Here is a 12,437-nt window from a genome sequence, read left to right as displayed (position 1 = left end):
GCTGTAAATCTTGATCAATATAATCAATATGAATTCCATGGATTGGATCGATGCCGGTGCAGCCTGCGCGTTGCTTGGGGTGAAGCCCCAGACGCTTTATGCCTACGTCAGCCGCGGCCAGCTTCGGGCCGAGGCGGATGCGCAGGACGCGCGGCGCAGCCTCTATTTCCGCCCCGACGTCGAGACGCTGCTGCGCCAGAACCGCCGCCCGCGCGCCCGCGCCGAGGTGGCCGAGCGGGCGATCCGATGGGGCGATCCGGTGCTGGTGACCGGTATCTCCGAGGTGCGGGACGGCATGCTCTGGCTGCGCGGTCGCTCGGTCGAGGAGTGCGCCGAGAGCATGACCCCCGAGCAGATGGCGACGCATCTCTGCGGCCTTGACCGGCTGGAGTTGCCGGACGCGCCGGGGCGCGGCGCCGGGGATACGCCCGCGGCGCGGGCCGTGCAGGCGCTCTCCGCTGAGGTCGACGGGGCGGTGCCGCTCGGTGATCTCAGCGACACCGACTTCGGAGCGGAGGCGGCGCGTCTGATCTCTCTGGTCGCCAACGCGCTGCTGGGGCGGCCCGGGGGCGGCGTATTGACGGCGCGCTTCGGGGCGGCCTGGGGCCTTGACGGGCGTGGCGAGGATGACATTCGCCGGGCGCTGGTGCTGCTGAGCGATCATGAGCTGAACCCATCCACTTTCGCCGTGCGGATCGCTGCTTCGACCGGGGCGAGCCTGCCTGCCGCGCTGCTCTGCGGGCTCGCAACCCTGAGTGGGCCGCGGCATGGCGGGGCCTCGGCACTTGCGCGCGCGGCGCTGGAGGCGGCGATGCGGGGCGAGACGGAGACCTTCCTCGCTACACAGGAGGGGCAATCGCCCTACGGCTTCGGCTATGGTCATCCGCTCTATCTCGACGGTGATCCCCGGTCACGGCTGCTGCTGGAGCGACTGCCGCATGACCACCCGGTGCGTCACGCGCAGCGCGGGCTCTCTGCGCGGCTCGGGCAAGCGGCGAACGTCGACACCGGGCTGGCGGCGCTGGAACTGGCGCATGGCCTGCCTCGGGACGCGGGGTTCACCCTGTTTGCCACGGCGCGGCTGGCGGGCTGGATCGCCCATGCCCGCGAGCAGGCAAGGAGCGGCGCTCTGATCCGTCCGCGGGCACGCTACGTGGCTGGATAAAGCCCTGCCACACAAGCAAAAGGCCCCGCCAAAGCGGGGCCATTCGTACGTCTGAAACCCGGATCAGCGGCTTTCGATGTCGGTGTAGTCGCGCAGCGCCGAGCCGAGGTACAGCTGGCGCGGACGGCCGATCTTGTGCTGCGGATCCGCGAGCTGCTCTTTCCACTGCGAAACCCAGCCCACGGTGCGCGACAGCGCGAAGATCGGGGTGAACATGGAGGTCGGGAAGCCCATCGCCTCGAGGATGATGCCCGAGTAGAAGTCGACGTTCGGGAAGAGCTTCTTGTCGATGAAGTACGGATCCTCCAGAGCCTGCTTCTCGAGCTCTTTCGCCACCTGCAGGATCGGGTTGTTCTCGACGCCGAGCAGGTCGAGCACCTCGTCCGCGGATTGCTTCATCACCGTCGCGCGCGGGTCGCGGTTCTTGTAGACGCGGTGACCGAAGCCCATCAGGCGGAAGGGGTCGTTCTTGTCCTTGGCGCGGGCGATGAACTCGGGGATGCGGTCGACCGAGCCGATCTCTTTCAGCATCTCGAGGCAGGCCTGGTTGGCGCCGCCGTGGGCCGGACCCCAGAGGCAGGCGATGCCGGCCGCGATGCAGGCAAACGGGTTCGCGCCCGAGGAGGAGGCGAGGCGCACGGTCGAGGTCGAGGCGTTCTGCTCGTGGTCGGCGTGCAGGGTGAAGATCCGGTCCATGGCGCGGGCGAGGATCGGGTTCACCTCGTATTTCTCGGCGGGAACCGAGAAGCACATGTGCAGGAAGTTCGCCGCGTAATCGAGATCGTTGCGCGGGTACACGAAGGGCTGGCCGATCGAGTACTTGTAGGCCATGGCCGCGATGGTCGGCATCTTGGCGATCAGGCGGTGCGAGGCGATCTCGCGCTGGCGCGGGTCCGAGATATCGGTGCTGTCGTGGTAGAAGGCCGACATGGCACCGACCACGCCCACCATGGTTGCCATGGGATGCGCATCGCGGCGGAAGCCGCGGAAGAAGTTGTGCATCTGCTCATGGATCATCGTGTGACGGGTGATCGTGTTCTCGAATTCCTCGAGCTCCGCCGCGGTCGGCAGCTCGCCGTACATCAGCAGGTAGCAGACTTCGAGGTAGTGCGACTTCGACGCGAGTTGGTCGATCGGGTAACCGCGGTGCAGCAGGATGCCTTCGTCGCCGTCGATGAAGGTGATGGTGCTGTCGCAGCTGGCGGTGGAGGTGAAACCCGGGTCGTAGGTGAACACCCCGGCCTGGCCGTAGAGCTTGCGGATGTCGAGCACGTCCGGGCCCACGGTGGGCGAATAGATCGGCAGGTCGTAGCTTTGCTCGCCGATGGTCAGTTTCGCGCTTTTCGCTGTGTCAGCCATGCTTGCTTGTCCCTTCATCTGGATAAGGCCAGGCGCGTCGGGCGCGCCCGGTCGGTATTGTCACACATGGCCCGTGGCGGGGTCGGAGAGGCCGGTTTGCCGGACCGTCACGCCGCCTCGGAAGCCGCTGCCTGCTCGAGCCGGAGGAGCGTTTCCTCGCGGCCGAGCACCAGCATCATGTCGAACACGCTCGGGGTCACGGAGCGGCCTGCGAGCGCCGCGCGAAGCGGCCCGGCCAGCTTTCCGAATTTTGTGTTCTGTTCTTCGGCGAAACGCGCCGTTACCCCCTCGAGCTCTTCTCGCGACCAGCTAGCACTTTGCAACTGCGGCGTCAACGAGACCAGTATACCACGGGATACTGCATCGAGGTTCTTGGCCGCTTTCTCATCCGGAACGATCGGGGTGTCAGTCAGAATGAAATGTGCTTTTTCAAGAAGTTCCGGGAAAGTCTTGGAGCGGTCCTTGAGGCAGTACATACCCCGCGTCATCCCGGATTTTTGTGCCTCGGTGAAGGCTGGAAGGTCCGCTGCCTCGAGATATGCCTCGATTTCATGCAGCAGTGCGGCATCGTCCCCGACCGCGATGTGCTGGCCGCAGATATTTTCCAGTTTCTTGAAATCGAGCCGCGCCGGCGACTTCCCGATTCCCGTCAGGTCGAACCATTCTTTTGCCTGAGCATCGGTGAAGAATTCGTCATCGCCGTGACTCCAGCCAAGCCGCGCAAGATAGTTGCGCATGCCGGCGGCAGGGTAGCCGAGCTTCTGGTACTCGTCCACGCCGAGCGCGCCGTGGCGCTTCGAAAGCTTCTTGCCGTCCGGCCCATGGATCAGCGGGATGTGCGCGTAGACCGGCAGCGGCCAGCCCATGGCGGTGTAGATGCCCATCTGCCGCGCCGCGTTGTTGAGGTGATCGTCGCCGCGGATCACATGGGTGACGCCCATGTCGTGGTCATCGACCACCACGGCCAGCATGTAGACCGGGGTGCCGTCGGAGCGCAGCAGGATCATGTCGTCAAGCTGGTCGTTGCGGATCCGCACGGTGCCCTGCACCTGGTCCTCGATCACTGTCTCGCCCTCTTCGGGGGTGCGCAGGCGGATCACGTAGGGCGCATCGGGGTGGCTCGCCGGATCGGCGTCGCGCCAGGGGCTGCGGAACAGCGTCGAGCTGCCGGCCTCGCGGGCCGCCTCGCGGAAAGCCTCGATTTCTTCCTGTGTCGAGAAGCACTTGTAGGCCGCGCCCTTGGCAAGCAGCTCATGTGCAACCTCGGCATGGCGGGGCGCGCGCTCGAACTGGCTGATCACCTCGCCGTCATGGTCGAGCCCGAGCCAGTCGAGGCCCTTGAGGATCGCCGCCGTCGCCTCCGGGGTCGAGCGGGCGCGGTCGGTATCCTCGATGCGCAGGAGGAACTTGCCGCCGCGGCCGCGGGCGTAGAGCCAGTTGAAGAGCGCAGTGCGGGCGCCGCCGATGTGGAGGTAGCCGGTGGGAGAAGGGGCGAAACGGGTAACGATTGCCTGGGGGCTCGGAGAGGGGCTCGTCATGGGTATTAACCTCGCGGTAACCGTGGTGGGCCTAGGGTTTTGCAGGTTCCTTAAACAGCGCGGGGGACGGGGGCAAGCATGGGCCGGCTGCTGACCTTGCTGGCGGTCTTTCTGGCTCTCGGCGTGCCGCGCCGCGCCGGGGCGGCCTTGGCGGCGCAGCGGGGACATCTCTTTGCCTGGGTACCGGTCTGCCTCGGCGCCGGCATCGGGATCTACTTTGCCCTGCCGGTGGAACCTGCCGTGTCATGGCTCGCGGCGAGCGCCGGTCTCGGGGCCGCGCTCCTGCTGTGTTCGCGCCGGCTCCCGGCCGAGGGCGGGCCGTTGGCTATCGGAACGGGGCTGCTGCTTCTGGGGCTGGCGCTTGCCGGAACGCGGGCGCATCAAGTTGCCGCGCCGCAGCTTGGGTTCCAGTACTATGGCCCGATCGAGGGAAGGGTGATCGCGCTCGACCGCTCCGCTTCGGACGTTCCGCGGCTGACACTCGATCAGGTGGCTCTGTCGCGGGTCGCCCCAGACAAGACCCCCGTCCGCCTCCGGGTCTCGCTGCATGGGCCGCCAGATCTGCAGGGGCGCGCGCTCGATGTGCGGCCGGGTCAGAGGGTGGCCCTGACCGGCCACCTCGTGCCGCCCGGCGGCCCGGTGGAGCCTGGCGGCTTTGATTTCCGCCGTCACGCTTGGTTCGAGCGGATCGGCGCGGTGGGATACAGCCGCACGCCGGTGGTTCTGAACACGCGGGCCGCGGGCAGCCAGCGGCTCTTGCGCCTGCGACTGGCCCTATCGCGACGCCTGCAGGCGCAGCTGCCCGGCGAGATCGGCGGCTTCGCCGCTGCACTGATGACCGGTGATCGCAGCGGCATGGGGCAAGAGACGCTCGAGGTACTCCGCCGCTCAAACCTTGCCCACCTCCTGGCGATTTCGGGCCTTCACATGGGGCTGCTGACCGGTTTTGTCTTTGCCGCCCTGCGCATGGCGCTGCTGCTTGCCCCGCGCAGCCGTCATCACTGGCCCGGCAAGAAGATCGCGGCGCTGGGGGCGTTGGTGGCGGCGACGGGCTACCTCGCGCTCTCAGGTGGAAATGTTGCGACCCAGCGCGCCTTCATCATGGTGGCGGTGATGCTGGGCGCGGTGCTCGCGGACCTGCGGGCGTTGTCGCTTCGGGCGGTGGCGCTGGCGGCGCTGCTGGTACTGCTGCTGCGCCCCGAAGCGCTGCTCGGGCCCGGTTTCCAGATGTCCTTCGCCGCGACCACCGCGCTGGTCTGCGTCTTCGGCAGGCTGGAGGCACAGCTTCCCGGGCCGCGATGGATCCGGCCAGCGCTGGCACTGCTGCTTTCGTCGACGGTCGCCTCCGCCGCGACCGCGCCGTTTTCGATGGCGCATTTCAACCTCATCTCGCGCTATGGGCTGCTGGCCAACCTGTTGGCGGTGCCGGCCATGGGTCTCGTCGCCGTGCCGATGGCGGTGCTCGCGGCTTTGCTGATGCCACTCGGCCTCGACGGCGTGGCGCTGCAGGGCATGGCGCTGGCGCTGCGCTGGATCCTGAGGGTGGCGCAGGTCGCCTCCGGCTGGGGCGGGGGCGTCGGGCAGGTGGTGGCGCCGGCTCCGGCCGTGCTGCCGCTGATGATCGCCGGCGGGGTCTTGCTTTTGCTTTGGCAAGGGCGCGGGCGTTGGGGCGGCCTTCTGCCGCTGGCGCTGGGGGTGGGCCTCTGGCTGCAGACCGAGCGCCCGGCGCTGCTGATTTCGGAAAGCGGCGGGCTGGTCGGCGTGATGACTTCAGAGGGTCGCGCGCTCTCGCGCGACGTTGGAGAGGACTTTGTCGCCAAGATCTGGCTCGAAAACGATGGGCAGCCCGCGGATCAGGCTGCCTCGGCGGAGCTCTGGCCCGGCGCGCCAGGGCGGCTCCGATTTGCGCGCGTCGAGGGTGTCGAGGTGCTGCATGTCTCCGGGCGCCGGGCCGCTGGGACGGTCTCGGGCTGTGGAGGGGCTGGGATCCTCGTGGCGAATGTGCCCGTCGCGGCGGTGCAGGGCTGCGAGATATTTGATCCCGAGAGGCTCAGGGCCACCGGGGCCGTCGCCTTTCGACGCGGCCCCGGCGGTCTGGAGATGGAAATCTCGCGCCGTCATCCGCCGCGTCTATGGCAGAGCGGCGGCGCAGACCCTCAATAGGAACGGATCAGCCCGACGAGGCGGCCCTGCACCGAGACCGAGCCCGAGGGCAGCACGCGCGCTTCATAGGCCGGGTTGGCGGCTTCGAGCACGATGCTGCTGCCCTTGCGGCGGAAGCGCTTGAGGGTGGATTCGTAGCCTTCGACCTGGGCGACGACGATCTGCCCGTTCTCGGCCGAACTGGTCTCACGGATGATCACCACGTCGCCGTCGTTGATTCCGGCCTCGATCATCGAGTCGCCCTTCACCTCGAGCGCGTAGTGGCGGCCGCTGCTGGAGAGCATCGCGGAGGGCACGGCGACATTCGGCGGGATGTCGGAGATCGACTCGATCGGCACACCGGCGGCGATCCGACCCATCAACGGAAGCTCCATCGCGCCCACGGCTTCCAGCGCGTCATTGGCCGAGGCCTTCGGCGCGGCGCCGCGGTCGCCCTGGATCACCTGCGGCACAAAGCCGGTGGGGCGCCCCGCGAGACTGTCGGGCAGCTTCACGATCTCGATCGCGCGGGCGCGGTGGGCGAGGCGGCGGATGAACCCACGCTCTTCCAGCGCGGTAATCAACCGGTGGATGCCGGACTTGGAGCGCAGGTCCAGCGCATCCTTCATCTCGTCGAAGCTGGGCGGAACGCCGTCGCGCGCCATGCGTCGGTTGATGAAATCCAGCAGATCGAGCTGTTTCTTGGTCAGCATGCGCCTTGTCCCGGGTCTTTGCCTGAAGAGATGTTCGACTTTGTTCTAGCCATGTTCCCGTTTTGTGTCAATCCCTGCAATCATTAAAGCAAGGTTAAAGCGGGATTAATTCTTGAGGCTGTCCAGGTGCTTCGACCGAAAAACCTTGCGCTTCGGATGAACCCGAAACGCAGGTCAGAGGCGGATCACCTCGATCTCCTCTCCGGCGGCGCGGGCGGGATCCCGCGGAGGGCGCACCGCCAACGCATCCGCAGCGCCAAGTACACTCAGCAAGGCGCTATCCTGGCGGTCGAAAATCGAGACGCCTTCGGGCGTGACCCGGGCGCGCATGTAGTGCTCGCGCGGGCCGTTTTCGCCGACGGGCGCCGCGAGGCGCAGCGTCTCGCGCGGTGCTGCGGCAGCGTCGAGGCCGAGCATGGCGCGGATCACCGGGGCGAGGAAGACATGGCCGCAGACCATGGCCGAGACCGGGTTGCCGGGCAGGCCGACCATCATCGCCTCGCCAAAACGACCAGACATCAAGGGTTTGCCCGGGCGCATGGCGACCTTGTGGAAGGCGCGTTCGAGCCCCATGCCCTCGGCCACGCGGGCCACGAGGTCATGATCGCCCACCGAGGCGCCGCCGATGGTCACCACGAGGTCGGCATCACCGACCATGCCGAAGATCGCGCGCAGCGACGCCTCGTTGTCGCGGGCGATGGGCAGCAGGCGCGGCTCGGCGCCGAGTTGCTGGAGCAGCACGTAGAGGCCGAAGGTGTTCGAGGCGATGATCTGGTCAGGTCCCGGGTCTTCGCCGGGCATCACCAGCTCGTCGCCGGTCGAGATCAGAGCGACCTTGGGGCGGCGGGTCACCGGCACGCGGGCGATGTTCATCGCGGCCAGAAGGGCGATGTCTTGCGCGCCGAGGAGACGGGGGGCATCCAGGGTGAGACCAGCGCGGAAGTCATTGCCGTAGGGACGGATATTGTCGCCTTCACCGAGCCGGTCGGTGATCGTGATGACCTCACCGTCGCGGGTGACATCCTCTTGGATGACAACGGTTTTCACGCCCTCCGGCACCGGAGCGCCGGTGAAGATGCGGACCGCTTCGCCGCGGCCGACCTGACCGTGGAAAGCACGCCCCGCAGCAGCTTCGCCGATCACGGTGAACTTCAGCCCCGGTGCCGCTTCGGCCACGCCGTAGCCATCCATCGCAGAAGCGGCAAAGGGGGGCTGGTCGCGGCGCGCCGCGACGGGGCGGGCGAGCACGCGGCCCCCGGCCTCGCGCAGCGGCACCTCTTCCACGTCCAGTGGGCGGGCGAGGGCAAAGAGATGGTCGAGCGCTTCCGAGACGGAGATCATTTGGCCTCGTAGCGCCCTGATTTGCCGCCGTCCTTCAGCAGCACGCGCAACCCGCCGATCTCCATTCCGCGGTCCACCGCCTTGACCATGTCGTAGACGGTGAGCGCGGCGGTCGAGGCCGCAGTCAGCGCCTCCATCTCGACGCCGGTCTGGCCGGTGGTCTTGACGGTCGCCTCGATCTGCAGTCCGGGCAGCGCGGCGTCGGGGGTGATTTCGACCGTTACCTTGGTGATCGGCAGCGGGTGGCAGAGCGGGATCAGTTCGGAGGTCTTCTTCGCGCCCATGATGCCCGCGAGACGCGCCACGCCGATGACGTCGCCTTTCTTCGCCTGACCTTCAGAGATCAGCGCGAAAGTCGCCTGCTCCATTCGGATCCAGGCGGCGGCGGTAGCGATGCGGGACGTTACGGCTTTATCCGAAACGTCGACCATATGGGCATCGCCCTTGGCGTCGAAATGGGTTAGGCCGCTCATGCCGGCACCGGGTCGGCGAGCAGGGTGCGGGTGGCCTGCTCGACGTCCTGCTGCCGCATCAGGCTCTCGCCGATGAGGAAGGCGCGGGCACCGTATTGCGCCATGTCCGCCAGGTCGGCCGGCGTGTTGAGCCCGGACTCGGAGATCAGGAAACGGCCCTCGGGCACACCCTTGGACAGCACGCGGGTGGTGTCGAGCGAGGTCTCGAAGGTCTTGAGGTTGCGGTTGTTCACCCCGATCAGCGGCGATTTCAGTTTGAGTGCGCGCTCCAGTTCCTCGGCGTCATGCACCTCGATCAGCGCGTCCATGCCCCAGCGCAAGGCGGCGTCCTCGAGCTCGGCGGCCAGCGCGTCCGAGACCGAGGCCATGATGATCAGGATGCAGTCACCGCCAAGCGCGCGGGCCTCGGCGACCTGGTAGGGGTCGTACATGAAATCCTTGCGCAGCGCGGGCATGTTGGTGGCCGAGCGCGCCTCGGTCAGGAAGGCCTTGGCACCCTGGAAAGAGGGCGTGTCGGTGAGCACCGACAGGCAGGTCGCACCGCCGCGCTCATAGGCCTGCGCCAGCGTCGCGGGGTGGAAGTCTTCGCGGATAAGCCCCTTGGAGGGCGAGGCCTTTTTTTACCTCCGAGATGAGGCCATAGCCGGTCTTGGCAGCCTCGAAGAGCGCCTGCGCGAAGGGGCGCACGGGGTCTGCGGCGCGGGCCTCGGCCTCGACCTCGCTCAGCGGTTTCGCGGCCTTGTCGGCGGCGACCTCTTCGAGCTTGTAGGCCTTGATCTTGTCGAGGATCGTCTGGGTCATGGCGGGCTCCGTATCGTACTCGCGCCGGTCCGTCAGGCCGCGCCGGGCGTGGTCCAGTTGATCGGCGTCTCCCCTCTGGCTTTAAGCCAGTCGTTGACGCGGGAAAAGGGGCGCGAGCCGAAAAAGCCGCGCCGCGCCGAGAGCGGTGAGGGGTGGGCCGAGGTCAGAATGAGATGGTCTTCGCCATGGATGCACGGCGCGAATTTCTGCGCGTGTCCGCCCCAAAGGATAAAGGCGCGGGGCTGGTCGGAAAGCGCACCTAGCACCTGCGCGGTCAGCGTCGACCAGCCGAGCTTGGCGTGGGCGCCGGCGTTGCCCGCGGGAACGGACAGCGCGGTGTTGAGCAGCAGCACGCCTTGACGGGCCCAGAACCGCAGGTCGCCATTCGGCGGAGCAGCGCCGAATTCCTCCTGCAATTCCTTGTAGATATTCGTCAGCGAGCGCGGCAGCGGGCGCACTTCGGGTTCTACCGAAAAGGATAATCCGTGGGCGTGGCCCGGCGTCGGATAGGGATCCTGCCCGAGGATCACCACGCGTACCTTTTCAGGCGCGCATGCGTCGAGCGCCGCGAAGCGCTGCGGCTCGGGCGGCAGGATCTCGCGTGTCTCCTCCGCCAGCGCGGCGGCGATACGAGGGAACTCCTCGGCGAAAAAGGGCAGGTGGCCCCAGTGTGCAGGCAGGCTCATGCGGCGGCTTGCGTGGCCTTGGCGAGCGCCGCGACCTTGCCCTTGGCTGCGCCGCTGTCGATGCTCTCGCGGGCCATGGCGACGCCTTCCTGCAGGTCGGCCGCCTTGCCCGAGACTACCAGCGCGGCGGCGGAGTTCAGCAGCACCGCGTCACGGTAAGCGTTCTTGGTCCCGTCCAGCAGCGCGCGCATCGCGGCGGCATTCTCGGCGGGATCGCCGCCGATGATGTCTTCGAACGGGTGTTCGGGAAGGCCCGCATCCTCGGGGTGCAGCTCGACCTCGCGGATGGAGCCATCCTCTTCCAGCGCCGCCACCCAGCTCACACCGCAGATCGCCAGCTCGTCGGTGCCGTCCGAGCCATGCACCAGCCAGGCGCGCTCCGAGCCGAGCTGCCCCAGCGTCTCGGCCATCGGCCGGATGAGATCGCGCGAGAAGGCGCCGGTGAGCTGGCGCTTGACGCCGGCAGGGTTGGTCATCGGCCCGAGGATGTTGAAGATCGTGCGGGTGCCAAGCTCCATGCGCGGCGGGCCGACGTGCTTCATCGCCGGGTGGTGCATGGTCGCCATCATGAAGCAGATGCCGACCTCGTTGAGGATCGGCGCGATCGCCGAGGCGGGCAGCATCACGTTGATGCCGAGCTGCCCGAGCGCATCCGCCGAGCCCGACTTCGACGAGAGGTTTCTGTTGCCGTGCTTGGCGACGGTGACCCCCGCACCGGCGACGACAAAGGCCGTGGCGGTGGAGATGTTCAGCGTGCCCTTGCCGTCGCCACCGGTGCCGACGATGTCGATGGCGCCCGCGGGGGCCACGACCTTGTTGCATTTCGCGCGCATTACCGCGGCGGCGGCGGCATATTCCTCGACCGTTTCGCCGCGGGTGCGCAGGCTCATCAGCAGCCCGCCGATCTGCGCCGGGGTGGCCTCGCCGGCAAAGAGGATCTCGAAGGCCGCCTCGGCCTCCTCCCGGCTCAGCGGACGGGTACAGGCGGCGCCGATCAGCGGCTTCAGTCGATCGCTCATGCAGGGACTTTCATGGTCTTCAGGAAATTCTCGATGAGGGCATGGCCGTGCTGCGAGGCGATGCTCTCGGGGTGGAACTGCACGCCGTGAATGGGCAGCTCGCGGTGCCGCAGGCCCATGATCGTGCCGTCCTCGAGCCAGGCGTTGGCCACCAGCTCCTCGGGCAGGTCGTCGCGCGCCACGACGAGGCTGTGGTAGCGCGTCGCCTCGAAGGGCGAGGGCAGCCCGGCGAAGACGCCGGTGTCGTCGTGATGCATCAGGCCGATCTTGCCGTGCACGATCTCGTCATGGCGTTTCACCGTGCCGCCAAAGGCCTGGCCGATGGTCTGATGGCCAAGGCAGACGCCGAAGAGCGGCGTGCGGGTCTCGGCGGCGGCCTCGGTGAGGGCCAGGCAGATGCCCGCCTCGGTCGGGGTGCAGGGCCCCGGCGAGAGCAGGATGCCGGCGGGTTTCAACGCCATCGCTGCCTGAACGTCGATCTGGTCGTTGCGGACGACCTTGGTCTCCACGCCCAGCTCGCCCACGTAATGCACGAGGTTCCAGGTGAAACTGTCGTAATTGTCGATGAGAAGCAGCATGGTAGACTCTTCAGGCTGGCGGGCGGACCCGCGGTGGGGGTATACATGCGCCCGCAGGTGGTGCAGCGTCAAGGCCATGTCCCGAACAACTCCGCGGGACCGGCATGCGCGCCGTAACACGGCGACAAAGGGTCCGGCAACGGGACCCGGGGCAGAGAAGAGGACGGGCAGGGACATGGCACGCGGTTTCTTGGCAGGGGCGATCTGGGGGCTGGTGGTCTCGGGGGTAGGGGCTGGTGTGCTGTCGGTGGCCATGGGGCCGCCCGCCAACCGCCCGACACGCCCCGAGATGCCGATCGCCACCGATCCGGTCGCCGAGGCTGTCGACAGCCTCGGTGAGCGCGCCGCGCCGGTGTCCAGAGCGCCTGAGGCGGAAGCGCCGGAGAGCGCGGTGGAGACGGCTGAAACGCAGGAGCCTGCGGCCGTGCCCGAGCCACCGGACCGAAGCTTCGAAGCGGGAAACTCCGAGCAAAAAGCGGCGGCGCCGGAAACACCTGCCGAACGACCCTCGGTCGAAACCGCGCCTGACGCCATTTCGGAAGACGCCGAAACGCCGCCGCCGGCGCATCGCCCGGCCGGGGAGCAGGGCGTGGCCCCCTCGGCGGCCGGGACCGGCGGCTAC

At 67.7% G+C, this 12,437-nt stretch carries 10 protein-coding genes and 2 pseudogenes; 3 read left to right on the top strand and 9 right to left on the bottom strand.

Annotated features, from left to right (window positions below):
* Window positions 1-37: 37 nt before the first annotated feature.
* A complete protein-coding gene (locus tag CLG85_RS04030) occupies window positions 38-1,165 on the top strand; it encodes a citrate synthase family protein (protein ID WP_260348476.1) in 1,128 nt (375 codons plus the stop codon).
* A 63-nt stretch (window positions 1,166-1,228) separates the two neighbouring features.
* On the opposite strand, the gene gltA is transcribed toward CLG85_RS04030, so the two are convergent.
* Window positions 1,229-2,524, bottom strand: coding sequence for a citrate synthase (gene gltA / locus CLG85_RS04025; RefSeq protein ID WP_095883482.1), 1,296 nt, complete (start codon window positions 2,522-2,524; stop codon window positions 1,229-1,231).
* A gap of 107 nt (window positions 2,525-2,631) precedes the next feature.
* Window positions 2,632-4,062 carry a glutamate--tRNA ligase gene (gene gltX / locus CLG85_RS04020; protein WP_095883481.1) on the bottom strand — a complete coding sequence of 477 codons (1,431 nt, stop codon included), beginning with the start codon at window positions 4,060-4,062 and terminating at the stop codon, window positions 2,632-2,634.
* Between the two features lie 78 nt (window positions 4,063-4,140).
* Between gltX and CLG85_RS04015 the strand changes: the two genes are divergently transcribed.
* Window positions 4,141-6,225 (top strand): ComEC/Rec2 family competence protein, encoded by a 2,085-nt coding sequence (locus tag CLG85_RS04015; protein ID WP_260348475.1) that lies wholly within the window; start codon window positions 4,141-4,143, stop codon window positions 6,223-6,225.
* On the opposite strand, the gene lexA is transcribed toward CLG85_RS04015, so the two are convergent.
* The 7 genes and pseudogenes from lexA to CLG85_RS03980 all read right to left on the bottom strand — a co-directional run bounded on the left by lexA (window position 6,219) and on the right by CLG85_RS03980 (window position 11,815).
* Complete coding sequence (gene lexA, locus CLG85_RS04010; protein ID WP_095883480.1) at window positions 6,219-6,917, bottom strand: transcriptional repressor LexA; 699 nt, start codon at window positions 6,915-6,917, stop codon at window positions 6,219-6,221. The genes CLG85_RS04015 and lexA overlap by 7 nt on opposite strands.
* Window positions 6,918-7,091: 174 nt before the next feature.
* The gene (locus CLG85_RS04005) at window positions 7,092-8,258 is read right to left on the bottom strand and encodes a molybdopterin molybdotransferase MoeA (protein ID WP_260348474.1); all 1,167 of its coding nucleotides are present in this window, start codon (window positions 8,256-8,258) and stop codon (window positions 7,092-7,094) included.
* A complete protein-coding gene (gene moaC, locus CLG85_RS04000; protein ID WP_095884375.1) occupies window positions 8,255-8,731 on the bottom strand; it encodes a cyclic pyranopterin monophosphate synthase MoaC in 477 nt (158 codons plus the stop codon). Before moaC ends, CLG85_RS04005 begins: the two co-directional genes overlap by 4 nt.
* A pseudogene (gene trpC, locus CLG85_RS03995) lies at window positions 8,728-9,532 on the bottom strand (indole-3-glycerol phosphate synthase TrpC). Before trpC ends, moaC begins: the two are co-directional and overlap by 4 nt.
* Window positions 9,533-9,564: 32 nt before the next feature.
* A complete protein-coding gene (locus tag CLG85_RS03990; RefSeq protein WP_095884377.1) occupies window positions 9,565-10,218 on the bottom strand; it encodes a uracil-DNA glycosylase in 654 nt (217 codons plus the stop codon).
* Window positions 10,215-11,237 carry an anthranilate phosphoribosyltransferase gene (gene trpD / locus CLG85_RS03985; protein ID WP_095884378.1) on the bottom strand — a complete coding sequence of 341 codons (1,023 nt, stop codon included), beginning with the start codon at window positions 11,235-11,237 and terminating at the stop codon, window positions 10,215-10,217. The genes CLG85_RS03990 and trpD overlap by 4 nt, the downstream gene beginning before the upstream one ends.
* Window positions 11,234-11,815 (bottom strand): anthranilate synthase component II, encoded by a 582-nt coding sequence (locus CLG85_RS03980; protein ID WP_095884379.1) that lies wholly within the window; start codon window positions 11,813-11,815, stop codon window positions 11,234-11,236. The genes trpD and CLG85_RS03980 overlap by 4 nt, the downstream gene beginning before the upstream one ends.
* A gap of 175 nt (window positions 11,816-11,990) precedes the next feature.
* On the opposite strand from CLG85_RS03980, the pseudogene CLG85_RS03975 reads away from it, so the two are divergent.
* Window positions 11,991-12,437 (top strand): annotated as a pseudogene (locus tag CLG85_RS03975) (hypothetical protein); the annotation flags it as partial.

This window comes from Alloyangia mangrovi, assembly GCF_002300555.2.
In the GTDB taxonomy this organism is placed as follows: Bacteria; Pseudomonadota; Alphaproteobacteria; order Rhodobacterales; family Rhodobacteraceae; genus Salipiger; species Salipiger mangrovi.
This window is presented reverse-complemented; position numbering and strand designations above follow the sequence as displayed.

Coding starts and splice junctions, on each gene's coding strand:
- CLG85_RS04030 (WP_260348476.1), top strand. CDS start 38: ATGGATTGGATCGATGCCGGTGCAGCCTGCGCGTTGCTTGGGGTGAAG.
- gltA (WP_095883482.1), bottom strand. CDS start 2,524: ATGGCTGACACAGCGAAAAGCGCGAAACTGACCATCGGCGAGCAAAGC.
- gltX (WP_095883481.1), bottom strand. CDS start 4,062: ATGACGAGCCCCTCTCCGAGCCCCCAGGCAATCGTTACCCGTTTCGCC.
- CLG85_RS04015 (WP_260348475.1), top strand. CDS start 4,141: ATGGGCCGGCTGCTGACCTTGCTGGCGGTCTTTCTGGCTCTCGGCGTG.
- lexA (WP_095883480.1), bottom strand. CDS start 6,917: ATGCTGACCAAGAAACAGCTCGATCTGCTGGATTTCATCAACCGACGC.
- CLG85_RS04005 (WP_260348474.1), bottom strand. CDS start 8,258: ATGATCTCCGTCTCGGAAGCGCTCGACCATCTCTTTGCCCTCGCCCGC.
- moaC (WP_095884375.1), bottom strand. CDS start 8,731: ATGAGCGGCCTAACCCATTTCGACGCCAAGGGCGATGCCCATATGGTC.
- CLG85_RS03990 (WP_095884377.1), bottom strand. CDS start 10,218: ATGAGCCTGCCTGCACACTGGGGCCACCTGCCCTTTTTCGCCGAGGAG.
- trpD (WP_095884378.1), bottom strand. CDS start 11,237: ATGAGCGATCGACTGAAGCCGCTGATCGGCGCCGCCTGTACCCGTCCG.
- CLG85_RS03980 (WP_095884379.1), bottom strand. CDS start 11,815: ATGCTGCTTCTCATCGACAATTACGACAGTTTCACCTGGAACCTCGTG.